General features: G+C 64.4%; 18 protein-coding genes. 11 read left to right on the forward strand and 7 right to left on the reverse strand.

Features of this window, described 5'->3' with window-relative positions; translation table 11 throughout:
• Positions 1-13: 13 nt before the first annotated feature.
• The 7 genes from ACTJK4_RS17500 (at position 14) to ACTJK4_RS17530 (ending at position 6,926) form a co-directional block, all read left to right on the forward strand.
• Complete coding sequence (locus ACTJK4_RS17500; protein ID WP_440818545.1) at positions 14-820, forward strand: FAD binding domain-containing protein; 807 nt, start codon at positions 14-16, stop codon at positions 818-820.
• A gap of 20 nt (positions 821-840) precedes the next feature.
• Positions 841-1,737 carry an AAA family ATPase gene (locus tag ACTJK4_RS17505; protein WP_440818546.1) on the forward strand — a complete coding sequence of 299 codons (897 nt, stop codon included), beginning with the start codon at positions 841-843 and terminating at the stop codon, positions 1,735-1,737.
• A 3-nt stretch (positions 1,738-1,740) separates the two neighbouring features.
• Positions 1,741-2,973 carry a vWA domain-containing protein gene (locus ACTJK4_RS17510; protein WP_440818547.1) on the forward strand — a complete coding sequence of 411 codons (1,233 nt, stop codon included), beginning with the start codon at positions 1,741-1,743 and terminating at the stop codon, positions 2,971-2,973.
• The gene (locus ACTJK4_RS17515) at positions 2,964-3,638 is read left to right on the forward strand and encodes an SRPBCC family protein (RefSeq protein WP_440818548.1); all 675 of its coding nucleotides are present in this window, start codon (positions 2,964-2,966) and stop codon (positions 3,636-3,638) included. The genes ACTJK4_RS17510 and ACTJK4_RS17515 overlap by 10 nt, the downstream gene beginning before the upstream one ends.
• Positions 3,639-3,694: 56 nt before the next feature.
• Positions 3,695-4,726, forward strand: a complete 1,032-nt coding sequence (locus ACTJK4_RS17520) for an XdhC family protein (protein ID WP_232042788.1) — start codon at positions 3,695-3,697, stop codon at positions 4,724-4,726.
• Positions 4,727-5,000: 274 nt separating this feature from the next.
• Positions 5,001-6,104, forward strand: coding sequence for an SDR family oxidoreductase (locus ACTJK4_RS17525; RefSeq protein WP_440818549.1), 1,104 nt, complete (start codon positions 5,001-5,003; stop codon positions 6,102-6,104).
• Between the two features lie 99 nt (positions 6,105-6,203).
• On the forward strand, positions 6,204-6,926 hold the full coding sequence (locus ACTJK4_RS17530; RefSeq protein ID WP_081785425.1) for an MgtC/SapB family protein: 723 nt from the start codon (positions 6,204-6,206) through the stop codon (positions 6,924-6,926).
• Positions 6,927-6,944: 18 nt separating this feature from the next.
• On the opposite strand, the gene ACTJK4_RS17535 is transcribed toward ACTJK4_RS17530, so the two are convergent.
• The 5 genes from ACTJK4_RS17535 to ACTJK4_RS17555 form a co-directional block, all read right to left on the reverse strand.
• The gene (locus ACTJK4_RS17535; RefSeq protein ID WP_440818550.1) at positions 6,945-7,412 is read right to left on the reverse strand and encodes a hypothetical protein; all 468 of its coding nucleotides are present in this window, start codon (positions 7,410-7,412) and stop codon (positions 6,945-6,947) included.
• 101 nt (positions 7,413-7,513) lie between these two features.
• Positions 7,514-9,055 (reverse strand): methyl-accepting chemotaxis protein, encoded by a 1,542-nt coding sequence (locus tag ACTJK4_RS17540; RefSeq protein WP_316881167.1) that lies wholly within the window; start codon positions 9,053-9,055, stop codon positions 7,514-7,516.
• 146 nt (positions 9,056-9,201) lie between these two features.
• The gene (locus ACTJK4_RS17545; RefSeq protein WP_440077063.1) at positions 9,202-10,149 is read right to left on the reverse strand and encodes a fimbrial protein; all 948 of its coding nucleotides are present in this window, start codon (positions 10,147-10,149) and stop codon (positions 9,202-9,204) included.
• A gap of 485 nt (positions 10,150-10,634) precedes the next feature.
• A complete protein-coding gene (locus tag ACTJK4_RS17550; protein ID WP_232042782.1) occupies positions 10,635-11,765 on the reverse strand; it encodes a 3-deoxy-7-phosphoheptulonate synthase in 1,131 nt (376 codons plus the stop codon).
• 88 nt (positions 11,766-11,853) lie between these two features.
• Entirely contained in the window at positions 11,854-13,080 is a 1,227-nt protein-coding gene (locus tag ACTJK4_RS17555) for a DUF2252 family protein (protein WP_440818551.1), read from the reverse strand.
• Positions 13,081-13,122: 42 nt separating this feature from the next.
• Between ACTJK4_RS17555 and ACTJK4_RS17560 the strand changes: the two genes are divergently transcribed.
• Both ACTJK4_RS17560 and ACTJK4_RS17565 read left to right on the forward strand, forming a co-directional pair.
• Complete coding sequence (locus tag ACTJK4_RS17560; RefSeq protein WP_440818552.1) at positions 13,123-15,024, forward strand: glycoside hydrolase family 15 protein; 1,902 nt, start codon at positions 13,123-13,125, stop codon at positions 15,022-15,024.
• 5 nt (positions 15,025-15,029) lie between these two features.
• Positions 15,030-15,290, forward strand: a complete 261-nt coding sequence (locus ACTJK4_RS17565; protein ID WP_024975718.1) for a DUF1289 domain-containing protein — start codon at positions 15,030-15,032, stop codon at positions 15,288-15,290.
• Positions 15,291-15,358: 68 nt separating this feature from the next.
• On the opposite strand, the gene ACTJK4_RS17570 is transcribed toward ACTJK4_RS17565, so the two are convergent.
• Positions 15,359-16,795 carry an aldehyde dehydrogenase family protein gene (locus tag ACTJK4_RS17570; RefSeq protein ID WP_322016674.1) on the reverse strand — a complete coding sequence of 479 codons (1,437 nt, stop codon included), beginning with the start codon at positions 16,793-16,795 and terminating at the stop codon, positions 15,359-15,361.
• A 151-nt stretch (positions 16,796-16,946) separates the two neighbouring features.
• Here ACTJK4_RS17570 and ACTJK4_RS17575 point away from each other — a divergent pair, with 151 nt between their 5' ends.
• A complete protein-coding gene (locus ACTJK4_RS17575; protein ID WP_440818553.1) occupies positions 16,947-17,483 on the forward strand; it encodes a hypothetical protein in 537 nt (178 codons plus the stop codon).
• 169 nt (positions 17,484-17,652) lie between these two features.
• Entirely contained in the window at positions 17,653-18,546 is an 894-nt protein-coding gene (locus tag ACTJK4_RS17580; RefSeq protein ID WP_316881273.1) for a LysR family transcriptional regulator, read from the forward strand.
• 17 nt (positions 18,547-18,563) lie between these two features.
• Here ACTJK4_RS17580 and ACTJK4_RS17585 read toward each other — a convergent pair whose 3' ends face one another.
• Entirely contained in the window at positions 18,564-20,111 is a 1,548-nt protein-coding gene (locus ACTJK4_RS17585) for an acetyl-CoA hydrolase/transferase family protein (RefSeq protein ID WP_440818554.1), read from the reverse strand.
• Positions 20,112-20,390: the final 279 nt, after the last annotated feature.

Consider the following 20,390-nt stretch of genomic DNA (forward strand, 5'->3'; position numbering starts at 1 on the left):
CAAGGAGCCCACCATGTACGACTTCGAGTACCAGAAAGCCACCGACGCCCAGACCGCCGTCACCGCACTGAAGACGCACACCGATGCCAAATACCTCGGCGGCGGCCAGAGCCTGCTTGCGGCGATGAAGTTGCGGTTGGCGCAGCCTTCGACGCTGGTGGATGTCACGCGCATTCCGGGCATGTCCGGCATTCGCACACAGCCCGGTGTGATTACGGTGGGCGCAGCCACACGCCATGCCGATGTGGCGGACAACGCGGACATCGCCCGCATGCTGCCCGCGCTAGGTGAACTGGCCGGCGGCATCGGCGACCGCCAGGTGCGCGCCATGGGCACGCTGGGCGGGTCGCTCGCCAACAACGACCCGGCCGCGTGCTACCCGGCGGCTGTGCTCGGCCTGAACGCCACCGTTGTCACCGAGCGGCGCAACATCGCGGCGGACGATTTCTTCCTGGGCATGTATGAGACCGCGCTGGCTGCGGACGAACTCATCACCGAGGTGCAGTTTCCCGTGCCGGATCAGGCGGCCTACGTGAAATTCCGCAACCCCGCGTCGCGCTTTGCGCTGGTGGGCGTATTCGTCAGCCGCAAGGGCAACAACGTACGGGTGGCGGTCACGGGCGCGGCGCCGTGCGTGTTCCGTTGCACGCCGCTGGAGCAAGCGCTGGCGGCCAGCTTTACATCGGAAGCCGCGCGCAAGGTGGTGGTGCCTGCCGACGATTTGGTGGGCGATCTGCATGCCTCGCCGGAATATCGGGCGCACCTCATTCCGGTATTGACGGCGCGCGCGGTCGAACAGGCACTGGCGCACCATCATTGAGCGAACGCCCAAGGAACGGCATGCCGGTCGATTCCATCGACAGCTGCATCGCGCAACTGCAAGGTCAGGGCTATTTCGCCAGCCGCGAGCTGGCCACGGCCCTGTTTCTTGCGTTGCGCATGCAGCGGCCGCTGTTTCTGGAAGGCGAGCCCGGCGTCGGCAAGACCGAGCTGGCGAAGGCCGCGGCCGGGCTGCTCGGCACGTCGCTGCTGCGTCTGCAGTGTTACGAAGGGCTCGACACCGCCAGCGCGCTCTATGAGTGGGACTACCCGCGCCAGATCATGGCGCTGCGCCTGGCCGAGGCCGCCGGCGAAAAACCTAGCGCCGACACCCTCTACCGCGACGAATTCCTCCTCAAGCGCCCGCTGCTGCAAGCGCTGCTGCCCGACCCACGCCATCCCGACACACCGCGCGTTCTGCTGATCGACGAGATCGACCGCGCTGATGAACCCTTCGAGGCGTTTCTGCTCGAGCTGCTATCCGACTTCCAGGTGTCGATTCCGGAATTCGGTACGGTGCGCGCGCAGGTGATACCGCTGGTCATCATGACGTCCAACCGCACGCGCGAGGTGCATGACGCGCTCAAGCGTCGCTGCCTGTATCAATGGATTGGCTACCCGGATAAGGCGCGGGAGTTGCAGATCGTCGCGCAGCGCGCGCCCGAGACTGCCGCCCGCCTGCAGCATCGTGCGGTTGATTTTGTGCACCGCTTGCGCGGCATCGACCTGTTCAAGGCGCCGGGTATTGCCGAAGCCATCGACTGGTGCCGCGCATTGTCGGCGCTGAACGTGACGGAGCTGGATCCGCAATCCGTGCAGGACACGCTGGGCGTGCTGCTCAAGTACCAGGACGACCTGGCGCGCGTCGATATGCCGACCATCGAACAATTGCTGGCCGCCCCCGCGCTGCCGGAGTAAGGCATGCAAGCGACCGTGCCGATGCAGCTCCCGATGCTGGCGCGCAACGTGACGCATTTCGTGCGGTTGCTGCGCAATGCCGGCATGCCGCTTGCGCCCTCGCGCGCGGTCGATGCCATCGAAGCCCTGAGCCATATCGACATCGGCCGCCGCGACGACGTGAAGGCTGCGCTGTCCGCCCTGCTTGTCTCTCACCCCGACGAGCGCACGCTGTTCGATGCGGCCTTCAACGTGTTCTGGCGCGATCCGGATTGGGAAGGCAAGCTGCGTGCGCTGTTGCTGCCCAAAGTCCGCGGCGGCATTCCCGCGGCGCGCAGCAACCGCCTGGCCGATGCCCTGCGCGCTCAGCCGTCGACCAACCTGCCGCCCGCCCCCGAGCCCGATGGCGAACGCCATGACATCGTGGCGCCGCTGGCGTTTTCCGCCAACGAGGCCTTGCGCACGCGTGACTTCGACACGCTCAACGCGGCCGAATGGCGCACGCTGCAACACATGATCCGCCGCCGTCGCGTGCATCTCGCCCAGGAGCGGACGCGCCGGTTGAAGGCCGCTTCGCGCGGGCGCCATCCGGATCTGCGCGCCACCGCTCGCCAGGCCGTACGCGCCGGCGGCGAATGGACCGGCTGGAAATACCGCCAACCCGTCGACCGCACGCCGCCGCTGGTGCTGCTGCTCGACATCTCGGGATCGATGAGCCGCTATTCGCGCGCCGTGCTGTATTACTGCCACGCGCTGGTGCAGTCGCGTGAGCGTATCCAGGCTTTCCTGTTCGGCACGCGGCTGACGAACGTCTCGCGGCAACTGCGCGAGCGCGATCCGGATGTCGCCGTGCAAGCCATCGCCGAGCTTGTGCCCGACTGGTCCGGCGGCACGCGCATCGGCGCGGCGCTGGCGGAGTTCAATCGCCAATGGGCGCGCCGCACGCTATCCGGCCGCGCCACCGTCCTGCTCGTGACGGACGGGCTCGACCATGAGCACATCGAGCTGCTCGATACCGAGATGGCGTGCCTGGCGCGCTTTGCCCATCGCATCGTCTGGCTCAATCCGCTGCTGCGCTTTGCCGGCTTCGAGCCGCGGGCACGTGGCGTGCGGGCCATCCTGCCGCATGTCGATGTGATGGTGCCTGCGCACCATTTCGACAGCCTGACTGCGCTGGAGCACGAACTGGCGCATGCTCGCCGCACGCGTACCCCCCGCCACCCAACCCCAGCCCCATCGACCGCCCCATGGAACTGACCCAGACCCATCTCCTGCCCGTGCCACTCCAGACCGCCTGGGACGCGCTGAACGACCCAGCCGTGCTGCAACGCTGCATTCCCGGCTGCGAGAGCATCACCGCCGCAGAGGGCAGCGCCAACCCCGCCTACGACATCGCCATGACCGCCGCCGTCGGGCCCGTCAAGGCGCGCTTCAAGGGACGCATGGAACTGACCGACATGGCGCCCCCGCGTAGCTACACGTTGCATTTTGACGGCCAGGGCGGCGCGGCCGGTTTCGGCAAAGGCAGCGCGCAAGTGCAGCTCACGCCGGAAGGCCCCACGGTCACGCGGCTTTCTTACACGGCAACCGCGCAGGTGGGCGGCAAGCTTGCCCAAATTGGCTCGCGGCTCATCGACGGTGCCGCACGCAAGCTGGCCGATGAGTTCTTCCAGCGTTTTGCGGCAGAGTTCGGGCCCGCAGATACGGCTGGCATCGACGGACATGCCGCTCCGATCGACGGCATGCCGGCCACACAGGCGATTCCCGACCTCGCGGCCGGCCAACTGCAGGCCCACGGCGCACCGCCGGGCGCCGCTCCCAACGTCAGCCCCGCGCTGCAGCCGCGTAACCCATGGCCGTGGATCATCGTGGCGCTGGTGGCCGTGGTGGCGGCCTACCTGTTTTTGCACCACGGGGCATAATCGGTGCATTCCCCGCAACAGAACCCTCAAGCGCGCGAAAGCGCAGCCAACGCATCATGGACAGCGTCGATCTCGAAGTCTTGAAAACCAGCGTGCGCTGGCTGGAACAAGGGCGCCGCGTACTGCTCGTCACGGTCGTCAAAACGTGGGGTTCGTCGCCGCGGCCCGAAGGCGCAATGCTTGCGCTGCGCGATGACGGCGTCGTCATCGGCTCGGTCTCGGGCGGCTGCATTGAAGACGACCTCATCGACCGCGTGCGCCGTGAAGGCCTGCATTACACCCAGCCCGAAGCGGTCAAATACGGCATCAGCGCTGAGGAAGCGCATCGCTTCGGCCTGCCCTGCGGCGGCACACTGCAGCTCGTGCTGGAGCCACTGAACGCCTCCAGCGGAATCGACGCCCTGCTGCGTGCCGTGGAGGCCGGTCAGCTCGTCGCCCGCACGCTCGACATGGCGACTGGCGCGTCAACGCTGCAGCACGCCACCGTCACCGACGGCCTGCAGTTTGACGAAGTGCGCCTCGTCACCATTCACGGGCCGCGTTACCGGATGCTCGTGATCGGTGCGGGGCAGCTCTCGCGCTACCTGTGCCAGATCGCCGTGGGCCTGGACTACCAGGTCACCGTCTGCGACCCGCGCGAGGAGTACAGCGAGGAATGGTCGATCCCGGGCGTGGCCATGGTCCGCACCATGCCCGACGATACGGTGATGGCCATGAAGCTCGACGAGCGCTGCGCCGTCATCGCCCTGACGCACGACCCCAAGCTCGACGACCTCGCGCTCATGGAGGCGCTCAAGACGCCCGCGTTCTACGTGGGCGCGCTGGGCAGCCGCCGCAACAACGCCAACCGCCGCGAGCGCCTGAAGGAATTCGACCTGAGCGATGCCGAGCTGGCGCGCCTGCATGGGCCGGTCGGCATTTACATCGGCAGCCGCACGCCGCCCGAAATCGCCATCTCGATCCTGGCCGAGGTGACAGCCGCCAAGAACGGCGTATCGCTGCCGACCATCCTGCAAGTCGAGGGCGCCAAGGCCGCGCGCGAGATTGCCGCCAATGCCACGTCGAGTTGCGCTGTGCCGCAAACTTGAGTCAACCCTCTGATGGAATGGGGTGCTGAAAGGCACCTGAAAGGTTACATTCTTATAAATCGCTGATTGTGCGCAGGTTTCGGCCGCTTCGCGTCACGCGAATCTTGCGGCCCGCGAACCCTGTTTCGTGTGCGCGGCTTCATCCGGCATGACCTGCCTGTCCCCAGCTTCGAGCGCACTGCGAATACGTGCCTCGCCGGTGCGGCAGCGGCAGTGTTGTTTGCAAGCGGGTTGGTCGCCCGTTTTGCTTCCCAAGGGATTCAGGTTTTCTCGCATGAGTATTTTGCTAACCGGTGCGACCGGTTTCGTGGGCGGCGCCATTGCCGCCAATCTGGCAGCCAAAGGTTTGCTGGCCGACACACGCTTTGCCGTGCGCGGCGACACACCTGCCGAGGGGTTGACGCGGCTGCGCAACAACCTGCGGCGTTTTGAATTCGCACAGAGCACGCTGGACGGCATTACCGAATCGCAGATCGTGCCGTTCGACCTGCGCGAAGCCGGCGCCGCCAAGCTGGGCGATCCGGAAATCATCATCAACTGCGCGGCACTGGCAACCTTCTCGAACCACCCGTCGCTGTGGGAAACCAACGTGGATGGCGTGCTGGCGCTCGGCCGGCTGGCGGCGCAGGGCAAACGCCTGAAGCGCTTTCTGCAAATCGGCACGGCCATGTCGTGCGGCCAACTGGCGGATCGCCATGTCAGCGAAAGCTGGGATGTCCCCCCGCTGGAGCAGCACGCGGTGCCTTACACGTATTCCAAGGGGATGGCCGAGCTGAAGCTGCGCGAAACAGTGCCCGAGCTGCCGCTGGTGGTGGTGCGGCCGTCCATCGTGGTCGGCCACAGCACGCTGGGGTGCGAGCCGTCGGGCAGCATCTTCTGGATGCTGCGCATGGTGGCGCTGCTCGAAACGTTCAGCTGCCGCTTGTCTGACCGCGTCGACATCCTGCCCGTGGACGACTGCGCCGAAGCCATCGTGCAGCTGTCGACCAAGCCGACGCTTGCGCACGACCTGTATCACATCAGCGCCGGCGACGCGAACTCCGAGCGCATCGAAACGCTGTACCCGCGCTTCAAGCGTTGCAAGACGCCGGAAGAAGACGCGCAGGCGCTGGCCGGCTACGTGTATCAGGAGAAAATCGCCGAGAAAGCATTGGCGCGTAAATTCTTGAGCCTGACGGGTGACGGCAACGTGCGACTGGTCGCGCGCTGCATCCACCTGTATGCCAAGTTCGCCAGCATGAGCTACGTGTTCGACAACACGCGACTGGTGCGAGAGACAGGCTTCCAGCCGCGCTCCCTGCTCGCTTACCTCGACCGCTGCCTTGAGACCTCGGACGCCGTGCCGATTCCCGAGCAGATGCAGTGGGACTATAAGTAGCCGTCCAGCCTCCCCGGCTCGTACGGCGTGTCATGGCGCCGTGCTATAACCATCGGCGCCCTTCACCAAGACTCCGGTCACCACAACAAGGAGCCGCCGATGACGCTGCAAGCCCTCGTCCATCTCAATGTCGCCACGCTGGTGGATTCGTTCATCAGCCTTGCCTCGGCTTTTGCGCTCGGGTCATTGATCGGTTTCGAGCGGCAGGTCAGGCAGCGGACTGCGGGGCTGCGCACCAATGCGCTGGTGGCGGTGGCGGCATCGGCGTTCGTCGATATGGCGGCGCAAATCGGCACCGCATCGGACACCACGCGCGTGATCGCCTATGTGGTGTCGGGCGTCGGCTTTCTGGGTGCCGGCACCATCATGAAGGAAGGGCTGAACGTGCGTGGGCTGAACACTGCAGCCACGCTGTGGGGCTCGGCCGCGGTGGGCGCAGCAGCAGGCTCTGACCTTGTTGGCCAGGCCATTCTGATTACGCTGTTCGTGCTGGCCTCGAACATCTTGCTGCGGCCGGTGGTGGACCGAATCAACCGCACGCCGCTCGACAATCAGGCCAGCGAAGTCACGTACACGATGTGCGTCATCTCCACCAGCGAGCGCCAGAAAGAGGCGCTGGCCGACCTGGAACGCCTGCTGGAAGAGGCCAGCTACCCCATCAGCGATCTGTCAGTCGAACCCTTTGGCGACGACCACGTGGAAATTGAAGCTATGCTGATGTCGACTGCCGTGAACGCTGCCGAGCTGGACCGCATCGTCACGTCGCTGCAGTCGCAGCCGCACGTGGCGCAGGCGTTCTGGAACCCAAGTACGACGGAATAATCCGAACCGACGCGCCGGTCAAAGCTCCTGGCTGGCCGCCAGCGCGAAGATCTTCGCCCAGCGTTTCGCTTCCTGGCGATTGCGCATCGGGATCGGCCAATCTGCCTGCGTCTGATGCTTCAGACGCAGCGCCAGCGACCAGGCACCTTCGTGTTCGACCGCATCGGCGCCGGCAATATCGGCAAAGAGAAAACGGGCGCCCTGCCCGTGCAGTTGCAGCGTCCCGCGTTTCTGTTCGGCATCAACCGCGACCTGCCCCCAGCTTGCGCTGAGCGACACAATCCGCTGCCCTTTCACGTTCACGCCATGAACGGCGCGGTAACGCCTGACGAAGGTGATGATTGCCCCGGCCAGCAGCGCCACGGCAACCAGCACCGCAGCACCGCCCACCACCGCGCCATAAGCGGCGGCAACCACCGCATACAGCCGGACCGCGCCGTAGATCAGCAGACCAACCAGCGCGAGCGCGGCAATGATGAACGGCATGAGGCGACTCCTTGAATGGGCCAGTCGGTTATATCAACCGAAACGGCGCTCAAGGCAAGTCTTAAGTCTTCAGCGGGCCCCGTGCGTCGATGGGGCCAATATCACGCAAGGCGGAATGCGGCGATGGCGGCGTTCAGGGCCTGGGCCTGCTCCTCCAGCGATTCCGCCGCTGCGGCAGCCTGCTCCACCAGCGCGGCGTTCTGCTGCGTGGCTTCGTCCATGAGCGTGACGGCCTTGTTGACCTGTTCGATGCCCGAGCTTTGCTCGTTCGAGGCGGCAGCGATTTCGCCCATGATGTCGGTCACGCGGCGGATGGACGACACGATGTCTTCCATCGTGCTGCCCGCGCGTTCGGCCAGCGCGCTGCCCGTCTCGACCTTGGACAGCGACGCCTCGATCATTTCCTTGATTTCCTTCGCGGCGGCGGCGCTGCGCTGCGCGAGGTTGCGCACTTCACCGGCCACCACGGCAAAGCCACGGCCTTGCTCGCCGGCACGGGCAGCTTCCACGGCCGCGTTCAGTGCAAGGATATTGGTCTGGAACGCAATGCCGTCGATCACGCCAATGATTTCAGACACCGTGCGCGACGACGCGCTGATCTCGCGCATGGTCGCCACCACGTCGGTTACCACGGCACCACCTTGGCTGGCGACCTCCGAGGCGCTGTCGGCCAGTTGGCTGGCCTGACGGGCGTTGTCGGCGTTCTGGCGCACGATGGAGGTCATTTCTTCCATGCTGGAAGCGGTTTCCTCCAGCGAGCTTGCTTGCTCTTCCGTGCGTTGCGACAAGTCTGCATTGCCGGCGGCAATCTGCTTGGTGGCCGCGCCGATCGACTCGGAGCCGGTGCGCACGCGGCGCACGGTGTCGGTCAGTGCAGTCTGCATGCGGGCCAGGCCTTCGAGCAGGCGCCCCATTTCGTCGTGACGATCGATGCGCACACGCTCGGTCAGGTCACCGGCAGCAATGCGATCGAACTGCGCCAGCGCGGCGTTCAGCGGCCCCACGATCGCGCGCAGCAGCGACCACGCGCACCACAGCGCCACCACCAGCGCGAGGACGATGGCGGCAATCACGATCAACTGGAAGCGCGCATAAGCATCGCGCGATGCGTCGTAGTTGGCCTTGGAGAACGCCAGTTGCTTCTTGCTCAGCGCCAGGCTCGAATCGTTGGAATCGCGGAAGGCCTTGGAGACGCCCTTTTCCATGATCTTGTCTGCCGCTGCACGATCCCCGGCGCGCAGCGCCTTGATGATGTCGCGCAAGCTGCCGGCAGCCGCTTCACGCTTGGTGGCGACGTCCTTGGCCAGGCGTTCCTCCTCGTCGTCACGCGGCAGTGCCAGGTATTTCTTCCAGGCTGCATCCGATTCCGCAATCAACTCTTCGGTGCGGTCGAGCAGCTTCATCGCGCCCTTGTCTTCGGGATACAGCATCGCCTTGTCGAGCGCGGTGCGGGCACGCGTGAGGCTCAGGTCGGATTCGCCCAGCGCGAGTGCGGACGGAAACTGATTGGTAAAGGTCTGTTCATGCGCGCGATTGGCATCGCGCAGCCCAAGCAAGCCCGCCACGCCAATCAGCAAGGCAAGCAGAAACAGAATGGAAACCGAAAGCACCAGGCGGGTGCGGATGGTCAGACGAGCGGACATGGGCGCGGCGAGAGTGGCGTGCACGGCTCTTCCCGCAGGCGCGACCATCGCGCCGGGCGGCCGGCTACCCTGGCACTATCGGCCGCGCAGCGCTGGAACTTGAGAGCGCAGTGATGAAGGCGTCACTAAAGCACATGCGTGGCGTGTCACTGATACTCCATCAGCACCGACATGGCGCCATTCACGGTACCGGGCGTGATGTTGGCTTCGGTCTGAACATACGACACCCGCATCGGGATCGAGAAAGAGCCGCCCGTGTCCTTGTTGTAATCATCGACGTTGATCGACGTATCAAATGCAGCCGCCGCGCCCGCGTTGTCGGTCACCTTGATCTTCACGCCCTTTGCGGTGGAATCAGCGGAAAGCGGCAATACACCCGGTGCATTCTCAATGGTGCCGCCCTCCGGCGTGAGCCTGTAGAGAATCTTGCTGTATCCCTTGGGGCAGTTGTTGATCTGGATCTGGAAGCTGCGCTCGCCGGCCGTCGTCCCAATGCCGGTTAAGCGCCCTGCCCGCGTGGATGGCAGCTCTACCGTCTGACTTGGCACCGAGCAGCTTCCTTCGAGCCAGGTGAGGCTCGTGTCGAATTTGATGTAATTTTGGATCACCGTAGTTCCAGGCTTTGTTTGTGTGAAAAACCAGAACTGAAGTTTGTCGTGGGAGATTCCATTCACCAAGTTTTCGGACTTGTTCCTCACCAACTGAAATTCGACGGGAGAGGAAAATTCCACTGGGTCTGAGCCTCCTTCAATTTTTGTCTGAGGTTTCCCATTGACAATGACTTGCATATCCAAATTCACGATTTCCGTGCCAGCGAGTGGCCCAGTGTCCCACATGTGCCAAGTGTTACCGCGGAGATTGAAGGCAGCAAAATTAGATAAACGGCAGGTGGCCGCGCCACATAACTCTTGAGGCGTCCTGTATGCCCTTGCCACAACTTTATTGACCGGAGTGTTTTTCGGCAGTGTCAGCAGAGCAGGAAACGGATAGATAGCTGTATTAGCCAAAGCCGACGTTGACACAGGAAAAATCAGGGCCGCCAATACTGTGCATCCAATTCTGCGCATGACTTGCGCACTCAGTCTTTTTGTCATGATTAAATCGTCCCAAAAAATATTTTTTGCAGCAGCCGGGCAGCCTAATTTCACTTATCGCGTTATTTCAATTTAAACCCGACTGAATTCCTACGCGCATCTCCGGTGAATTGCGAGATGCCGCCGAAGCGCCGTCCGTACGGTGAACAACGCGCTGCTAATTGACTTCTCCAGCTATTGCAATGCAATGTCTGGTCGGAATTCTGGATGTCGGGCGACGCCAGATATGTAAGCGCAGTCTTAAATGCAGCTCAATGCAGGCACGCAACGCGCCAAGCCGAACACACAATGTGATTTGGGAAGAGATCCGCCGACGCGACAGCATCAGGGCGTGGGCCGTGCGGGCGGGAAGGCCTGCACGCAAGATGGGACCAAGCCGCATGCGAGTGCGCATCCGGCTGGCAGTCATTGAATTGACAAAAAAAACGCCGACGTACGTCGGCGATCGGTACAAGGCGGCAAAAGCAGAATCCGCCGCCCTTATCTCACCCGTCGTACGAATACGCGCGCCGATGCCGAACCGCCTCGGCCAGTATGTCGAGCACGGGCTCGGTCTGCGCCCAACTCAGGCAGGCATCGGTGATCGACACGCCGTACTTGAGCGGCACGCCCGGTTTCAGGTCTTGGCGGCCCGCTTCGAGATTGCTTTCGACCATCACGCCGACGATCCGGTGGTCACCCTGCGATAGTTGCCGCGCCAGATCCTGCGCGACGTCGACCTGCCGTTCATGCGACTTGTTTGAATTCGCGTGCGAGCAGTCGACCATCACCTGTTCGCGCAACTTTGCCGCGCGCAGCGCCGCGCAGGTCGCCTCGATGTGCGCGCTGTCGTAGTTCGGCCCGCTCTTGCCGCCGCGCAGGATGACGTGCGCGTCGTCGTTGCCGCGTGTCTCGAAAATCGCAGCCATGCCCATCTTGGTCATCCCCATGAACGCATGGCTGGCGCGCGCCGCGATGATCGCGTCTGACGCAACCTGCACGCCGCCGTCGGTGCCGTTCTTGAAGCCGATCGGGCAACTCAGGCCCGAGGCAAGCTGCCGATGGCTCTGGCTTTCTGTCGTGCGCGCGCCGATCGCGCCCCATGCGATGAGGTCCGCAATGTATTGCGGGCTCAGCAGATCGAGGAATTCCGTCGCGGCGGGCAGACCGAGCGCGTTGACGTCGAGCAGCAGCTGCCGCGCCGCGCGCAGCCCTTCATTGATACGGAAGCTGCCGTCCAGACGCGGATCATTGATGTAACCCTTCCAGCCGACCGTCGTGCGCGGCTTCTCAAAGTAGACGCGCATGACGATCAGCAGGTCGTCCTTCAGTGCATCGGCCGCAGCCTTGAGGCGGCGCGCGTAATCGAGCGCCTGGTCGTGATCGTGGATCGAGCACGGGCCGACAATGAGCAGCAGCCGGTCGTCGCGGCCGTGCAGGATATTGCTGATGGCCCGGCGGGTGTCTTCGACGAGCGTCTGCGTATCGGCAGGCACGGGCAGCTCGTCCAGGAGCAGCGCCGGGGAAATGAGCGGACGCACTGCGCCGATGCGGGTGTCGTCGATACGCGTCGTGTCTTGCGTCGCGTCGGCGGTGCCCACCTCGCGGTCATGTGAGGGGTTGTCGAGGTTTTTCATTGCGATCTCAGGGGGATTTCAAATAGTAGTCACGGGCCTGACGTCAACGGCGCGCCATCGCGCACTTACGCCGCGCACTTAAGCGGACTTAAGCGGACTTGCCACCGCGCGCCTGACGATAATCTTCAGCAAACGCAGCCCATTGCTTGAGCGACACGTCTTTGCCATGCGCCGCCAGCTTCAACGCCGATTTGCGCCACGCCGTGCCGGCCGCGTAGTCCTGCACCTTTTCCACGAGCTCGGTGCCGTGTCGGCCACAGCCGCGCAAATGACACCACGCTGCCACGCGCGCCATGGTCTGCAGGGCATCGTCCAGGTTGGCGACCACGTTCTTGCCCGAGCCCAGCGCAACGCGGTCGGCGGTCGGCTGGAGGCTCTTGACGACGTACGACTTCGGTTTCTCGCCCTTGGCTCCGTAGACGACGCCGCGCAGCAGTGCGGGCGAAATGGCCTGCGACAGGCGCTGGATATCGACCACGCGCCCGGCCTGGCTACGCCACGGCGCAACGCTACAGGCGTCGCCCAGCACATCGTCCCAGACACTTGGGATGGAGAGCTTGATGTCGATCAGGCGCAGCGTGGTGGGGTCGTTTTCCGGGCGAGCGAGCACGGAATAGCGCTCAAGGCCCAGACTCCCTGTGCCGGCAATCCGCCGCGCGACGTCGATGGCAATGAAACGCTGGCCGTTGCCCTGCTGGCCGTAGGCCTCGAGAATGCGGCGCGCGCGGCGGGCCTCTTCCTTGCTTGCCCGTAAAGTGCGCCGGCCGTCGATGCGCAGGGTGACCCGGTTGCCGTTGCGTTCGGTGCGATCGGCCAGGTACGCCGCCCGGTTGCGCTTGCGCAGGCCGCGCAGCAGATTACGCACGATGCCCGTGGCAGTGGCACGCTCAACCCAGCGCGGCTTGCCATCAACCAGCGCAGCCGCATACGTGTCGAGAAAGCGCCGGCACAGGTTATGAGCGTCTTCATCGGCCAGCTTCCAGCTGAAGGACGCCACCTGCAGGCTGGACAGCACGCGCACCAGGTCGACTGTGAACGGCGCGGCCAGTGCCTCGTCAAAGTCGTTCATGTCGAAGTAGACAAGGCCGTTGTCGCCCTTGAAGCTGCCGAAGTTCTCGAGGTGCAGGTCACCGCAGACGAGCGTGCGGGGCGCGTCGTGCAGCAACGCCGCATCGGCCAGCGACGCGGCATACAGGTTGTTGGTGCCGCGAAAGAATGAAAACGGGTCAGCGGCAATGGCATCGAGCTTGCGGGTCAGCCGCTCGGGATCACGCCCCGCGTTGTATTCAAGCAGGATGCGGGTGCTGTCGTGCATGGTCGCGGCCTCGTCGATTTGTTTGGCTTGGAGTGGAGTGCAATGCCCTCGAAGATCGAAGATTACGCGTTGATTGGCGATTGCGAAACCGCGGCACTGGTTTCGCGCGACGGGTCCATCGACTGGCTGTGCTGGCCGAGGTTCGATTCGGGCGCCTGTTTTGCCGCGTTGCTCGGCACACCGGACAACGGCCGATGGCGCCTGGCGCCGCGGGCTGGCGGGCGCACCGTGCGGCGCCGCTACCTACCTGGCACCCTGGTGCTGGAAACCGTGTTCGAGACCGACACCGGCTCCGCCAGCGTGACCGACCTGATGACGGCCCGGCTGCCGGGCACGGCCGGTGCCCGGGATGACACGTCGGACCTCATCCGCATCGTGCGCGGGTTGTCCGGCACTGTGGACATGCGCATGGACCTCACGCTGCGCTTCGATTACGGCACATCCGTGCCATGGGTGAGCCGCGTGTCCGAACTCACGGGTGCGGCTGCCGAGCGCCCATGCGACACGCCCGATTGCGTACTGCGGGCCGTGGCCGGGCCCAATATGACGACCCTCCGCACGCCTGCGCCAATCCGCGGCGAGAACCTCTCCACCGTGGCGGATTTCACGGTGAGCGAGGGTGATGCGGTGCCCTTTGTGCTCACGCATTCGCCGTCGCACCTGCCGTTGCCGGCGTCGATCGACGCGCTCGAAGCGCAGGTCGACATCGAGGCACGCTGGCGCGCGTGGTCCGGCCGCTGCCACGGTGCGGGCGAATGGACCGAAGCCGTGGAACGCTCGCTCATCACGCTCAAGGCGCTGACGTATCACCGCACCGGCGGCGTCGTGGCCGCGCCCACCACGTCGCTCCCTGAACAGCTCGGCGGGGTGCGCAACTGGGACTACCGCTACTGCTGGCTGCGCGACGCCACCCTCACGCTGCTCGCGCTCATGAACGCCGGGTTCTATGACGAGGCGCGCAGTTGGCGCGAATGGCTCGAACGCGCAATCGCCGGCAGCCCTGCACAGGTGCAGATCATGTACGGCATTGCCGGCGAGCGTCGCCTGGGCGAGTGGACTGTTCCGTGGCTGTCCGGCTACGAAGGCGCGCAGCCCGTGCGCGTGGGCAACGCGGCCGCGATGCAGCTCCAGCTCGACGTGTACGGTGAACTGATGGACGCCCTCTTCATCGCCCGTAAAGGCGGCCTGGATGGCGACGAAGCGTCGTGGCAGCTGCAGGTCGCGCTGATGACGCACCTCGAAAGCGTCTGGCAGACGCCCGACGAAGGCATCTGGGAAGTCCGGGGGCCGTCGCGCCATTTCACGCATTCCAAGGTCATGGCGTGGGTGGCGTTCGACCGCGCCGTCAAAACCATCGAGCAATTCAACGTGGACGGCCCGGTAGAGCGCTGGCGCGCCGTGCGCGATCGCATCCACGCGGAGGTTTGTGCGCACGGCTACAACGCCACGCGCGGCTGCTTCGTTCAGAGCTACGGCGGCGATGAGCTGGACGCCGCGCTTCTGATGCTGCCGCTCGTCGGCTTTCTGCCGGCGTCCGACCCGCGCATCCAGGGCACGGTCAAGGCCATCGAAGAAGACCTGCTCGTTGATGGCCTCGTGCGCCGCTACCGCACCGAAGCCGTGACCGACGGCCTGCCGCAGGGCGAAGGCGTATTCCTCGCCTGCAGCTTCTGGTATGTCGACAACCTCGTCATGCAAGGCCGCCAGGACGAGGCTCGCGCGCTCTTCACCAAGCTGCTGGCACTGCGCAATGACGTGGGCCTACTGGCCGAAGAATACGACCCGCGCGTGAAACGGCTGGTTGGCAACTTTCCGCAAGCGTTTTCGCACATCGCGCTCGTGAATTCAGCGCTGACGCTATCTGCCGCGGCGGATCACGTCAGCCAGCGCACTGCCGCCCCGGCTCGCCGCGCAGCTGACGCACAGCCGAACCCGGTAAAATAGCGGCCATGACCGAATCGACCGCATTCAGCCCCATGCCAGACGACGCAACCAGTGCTTCCGACAGCACCCTGCTGGGCCGCCCAGACAGTCCCTGCATCGGCATCTGCTCGACGCTCTTCGACGAGGTCTGCCAAGGCTGCGGACGCACACAGCTTGAGGTCAGCAACTGGGTGTTCATGACGGACGAAGAGCGCAACACGGTCTGGACGCGCATCCTGGCCGAAGGCACGGCCCAGGGCTACAACCCCGATGGCAGCCGCAAGTAGGCGCAAGCGTCAAACACAAAAAACCCGGCCGAAGCCGGGTTTTTCATTGGTGCGGTACGCCCAGCCGATCAGGCCGTCTTCGCAGGATTGAGCTGCATCGCCTTGTACTCCAGGAACTCCTCCAGGCCGTACTTGCCGTTCTCGCGCCCGTGGCCGGACTGCTTGTAGCCGCCAAACGGCGCCTGCATGTTAAACGGCCCGCCGTTGATGTTGACCTGGCCCGTGCGGATGCGCCGCGCCACACGAATCGCCCGCGCCTCATCGCCCGACCACACACCGCCGCCCAGGCCGTAGATGCTGTCGTTGGCAATGCGGACGGCCTCTTCCTCGTCGTCGTAGCAGATCACGGTGAGCACGGGGCCGAAGATTTCTTCGCGCGCCACGGTGTCGGTCGTCTTGACGTTGCCGAGCACCGTCGGCTTGACGAAGAAGCCGGTGGACAGGCCTTCCGGCGTGTCTGCTCCACCGGTAATGAGTTCGGCGCCCTCTTCCAGGCCCTTGCGGATGTAGCCCAGCACGCGGTCGCGCTGCACGGCCGAGATGAGCGGCCCCAGGCGCGTGGTTTCCTGCGCCGGATCACCCGGCACGTAAGCGGCGGCAAACTGCGCGGCCAGCGCCTTCACCTCTTCGTACTTCGCGCGCGGCACCAGCATGCGTGTGTGCGCCGAGCACGTTTGCCCAGAGTTCAGGAAGCACGCCGACAACGTGCCCTTTACCGCCGATGCCAGGTCCGCATCATCCAGGATCACCGACGCCGACTTGCCGCCCAACTCCAGCGCCACGCGCTTGACCGACTGCGATGCCAGTTCCGCCACGCGCTTGCCTGCACGCGTCGAGCCCGTGAACGACACCATGTCGACATCCGGATCACTTGCCAGCACCTCGCCCACCACCGGGCCATAGCCGGTGACAAGGTTGAACACGCCCGGCGGCAGCCCGGCTTCTTCAATGACCTCCGCCAGCACGAAGGCGTTGAGGGGCGCCACTTCCGACGGCTTGAGCACCACCGTGCAGCCAGCCGCCAGCGCGGGCGCAACCTTCAGCGTGATCTGGTTGAGCGGGTAGTTCCACGGCGTGATGGCACCCACCACGCCCACCGGCTCACGCACCACCAGCGAGTTGCCAACGTGCTCTTCAAATTCAAACGTGCTGAGCAGCTTAGCGAAATTGCCCCAGTTATAGACGGGGCCGCCCACCTGGATGGCGCGCGCCAGCTTGATCGGCATGCCGACTTCGCCTGCAATCAACTGCGCCAGCTCTTCGCTGCGGGCCTGCAGGCCGTCGGCAATCTTCTGGATGTATTCGGCGCGCTTGGCCACGGGCGTGGCAGCCCAGTCATCAAATGCGGCGCGGGCCGCTGCCACGGCGGCTTCCGCATCGGCCGCGCTGCCTTCGGGAATGGTGCCCATCACCGCTTCAGTGGCCGAATGAATCACTTCAATGACGCCCTTGCCTTGGGGCGCCACCCACTTGCCATTGATGAAAAGCTTGTCGCGTTGCTGCATCGTTGGTCGTCTCGCTCTGGTGGATGCGCGATTTGCGCGTTGTGCTATCCGGGTTGCGACTGAGGCCCACGTCGCCCCCGGGCGGTTATGATCGGTCTATTGTAGAGCCAGCAGAGCGCGCGCTGCAGACGCGCCGGCCGAGGGAGACAGCATGACCACCACCATCTACCAGAAGACCGAAAAAGGTCAGGACGAGATCCGCTCACGTGCGAATCACCTCGACCAGCGTCACCGCGCGGTCCTTCTGATGATCAACGGCGAAAAAACCTGCGACGACATCCTCGTCCAGTTGCAACCCCTGGGCATGACGCAAGCCGTGTTCGGCGAGCTCGAGAACGCCGGGTATATACGCCTGCACGTGCCTGGGGCCACTACCGTGAAGGCGGCACCGGCCAGCGCATCTGCGGCAACTGCAGAGGCGGCGTCCCCCGCATCTGCAGCAACTTCAAAAGAGCCGGCCGCCGAAGGCTATCAACGCCTCTACCGCTTCTATACCGAAACCATCAGCCGGTATCTTGGCCTGCGCGGCTATCTGCTTGAGATGAAAGTGGAGAAAGCGGGCAACATCGCCGAACTCGTCGCCCTGCGCGACACGCTCAAGACCGCACTGAGCAAAACGCGCGGCGAGCCCGACACCAGCAACGTGATCGCCCAGCTCGATCTGCTGATCGACGAGGCCACCGGCTGACGGCAGGACGTCGTCGCTTGCATGAAAGGCGGTCGCGTGAACCGCCTTTTTTTTCGCGCGCCGTTGAATGCGAGCGTCCGGCGGATCTTGAGACCGCCGCATCGCAGAATGGGAAAACTTCATTAACATGGCGAATCCCATTCGCGTGCTTCATGGCAAAGGTCCGCCCATGCCCATCGATATCCGAGCTCTTCGTTACTTCGTTGAAACCGCGCGGCTGCAGAGCTTCACGCAGGCGGCGAGTTCGCTCTCGGTAACACAGTCCACCATCAGCAAGATGGTGCGTCAGTTGGAAAACGAGGTTGGCCAGCCGTTGCTGATCCGCGAAGGCAGGCAGGTGCGGCTCACCGACGTGGGCCGTGTCGTGTATGCGCGCGGCCAGGAAACGCTCGGTGTGGTGCACAGGCTGACGCTTGAAGTGGCTGACCTGTCTTCGCTTGGGCGGGGCGAACTCACGGTCGGCATCCCGCCGATGGTGAACCTGTTCTTCTCGCCCGTCGTCAGCGCGTTTCGGCAGCGTTATCCCAACCTGGCGCTGAACCTCGCCGAGTACGGCGGCAAGACGGTGGAACAACAGGTAGCCAACGGCGAACTGGAGGTCGGCGCCACGGTTCTGCCCGGCGACAGCGGCCTCGAACTCGCTACGCGGCAGTTTGCAAAGTATCCGATCTGGGTGGTGGGACCGCGCAAAGCGAAATGGGCCAGGGGCAAGACCGTCAGCCTATCGGCGCTGCGTGACGAGCCGCTGCTGTTGCTGGCCGAGGACTTCTCCCTCACGCGCAAGCTGCGCCAGGCGTTTCTCGAAGCCCGCATCGAGCCGCACATCGCCGCGCAGAGCGGGCACTGGGAATTCCTCGCCTCGATGGCGGCTGCGGGACTGGGCACGACGTTTTTGCCACAGCCGCTGGTGGCCAACCTTGCCAACCGCGACAAGCTGGCCGTGGCACGCCTGACCGCTCCCGACATGGATTGGGCGCTTGCGCACCTGTGGTCGCCGGGCCGGTACCTGTCCCACGCCGCTCGCGCGTGGCTTGCGACGTGCGAGGAAGTGCTGGGCGCCTGAGCAGCGGCGCCCACGCATCAAGCGCTCAATGCAGGTTCCGGGAGCACGCCTTCTTCCGTGAACCCCGCCGGAGCCATCGAGCCCTCATCACGGAAGCGGACATGCCAGGCCAGCGCCTCTTCCAGCAGATGCGGGGTGTGCCCGCCGCGCCGCTGCGCGCGCACAACGTAGTCGCGCAGCAGCTCGCGGTAACGGGGGTCCGCACAGTTGCTGATGATCTGCACGGCACGCTCGCGCGGCGCCAGCCCGCGCAGATCGGCCAGCCCGTGTTCGGTGACGATGATGTCGACGTCGTGCTCGGTGTGGTCCACATGCGAGACCATCGGGACGATGCTCGAGATGTCGCCGTCCTTGGCCAATGACTTGGTCACGAAGACCGACAGATGCGCATTGCGCGCAAAGTCGCCCGAGCCGCCAATGCCGTTCATCATGTGCGTGCCGCCCACGTGTGTCGAATTCACGTTGCCGTAAATGTCGCATTCCAGCGCGGTGTTGATGGTGATCAGACCCAGTCGGCGGATCACCTCCGGGTGGTTGCTGATCTCTTGCGGCCGCAACACCACCCGCGACTTGTAGCGCTCCAGTTCTGTCAGGAACCGCTTGTACACCGGGCGGGACAGCGTGATCGACGAAGCCGAGGCAAACGCCAGCTTGCCCGAGTCGAGCAGCTCGATGGAGCTGTCCTGCAGCACCTCCGAATACATCTTGAGGTCATGGAACATCGAGTCGATGAAGCCATGCAGGACCGCGTTGGAAATCGTCCCGATACCCGCCTGCAGCGGCTGCAGCGTGGGCGAAAGACGGCCGGTGCGGACCTCTCGCGCCAGGAATGCGTTCAGATGCCCGGCGATGGCGTTGGTCTCCACATCGGGCGGCAGCACGTTGGAGGGGCTGTCGTCCTGCCCCGTGATGACGATGGCAGCAATCTTGCGCGGATCGATCGGGATGTACGGCAGGCCAATGCGCTGCTCCGGTGCAATGAGCGGAATCGGCTGACGGTGCGGCCGCTGCACCGGGAAGAAGATATCGTGCAGCCCTTCCAGATTGGCGGGCATGTTCAGGTTGATCTCGACAATCACCTGTTTCGCCAGCACCGCAAAGCTGGCGGAATTGCCTACCGACGTGGTCGGCACGATGCCGCCGTTCTCGGTGATGGCCGTGGCTTCGACAACCGCCACATCGAGCGGTGCAATCTGCCGCGAACGCAGTTGCTCGACGGTTTCCGACAAGTGCTGGTCAATGAACATGACCTCGCCTGCGTTGATCTTGCGCCGCAAGGTGGCATCGGCCTGGAACGGCAGGCGGCGGGCAATGACATCGGCTTCGGCCAACACCTTGTCGATGTCGTTGCCCAGCGATGCGCCAGTCATGAGGGTGATGCGCAGCGGCTCGTGCGCAGCACGTCGGGCCAGGGCAAACGGCACGGCCTTGCAGTCGCCGGCGCGGGTGAAACCGCTCATGCCGACCGTCATGCCATCGCGGATCAGGGCTGCGGCTTCGTCCGCAGACACCACTTTGTCCAGCAGGGATTGCAACCGAATGCGGCCGCCAATATCAGAGGTCATCTCGTCTCCTGGGTACTTCGCCGGGCCTGCGTTTGGCGCTTCTTGGTGTGACGCGCGGCGCCTGGTCCGCAGCTCTCGGCTTGTTCACTGTGATATGCAGCCCAAGTGTAGCGACGGCAATGAATTCCGATAGCGATAAAAAATCATGGAATCCAGTCGGTTTTTTCATAACTGGCCGACCTTGGTGGCGCGTCCGCCGCTTGCGGTGAATACCAAAAGCAAAGGGCCGCACATAGGCGGCCCCTTGATCACGGCAAAGAATCGATGCTAACCATGCGC

Origin of the sequence: Ralstonia sp. 22111, from assembly GCF_052045895.1 — a bacterium.
GTDB lineage: Bacteria > Pseudomonadota > Gammaproteobacteria > Burkholderiales > Burkholderiaceae > Ralstonia > Ralstonia wenshanensis.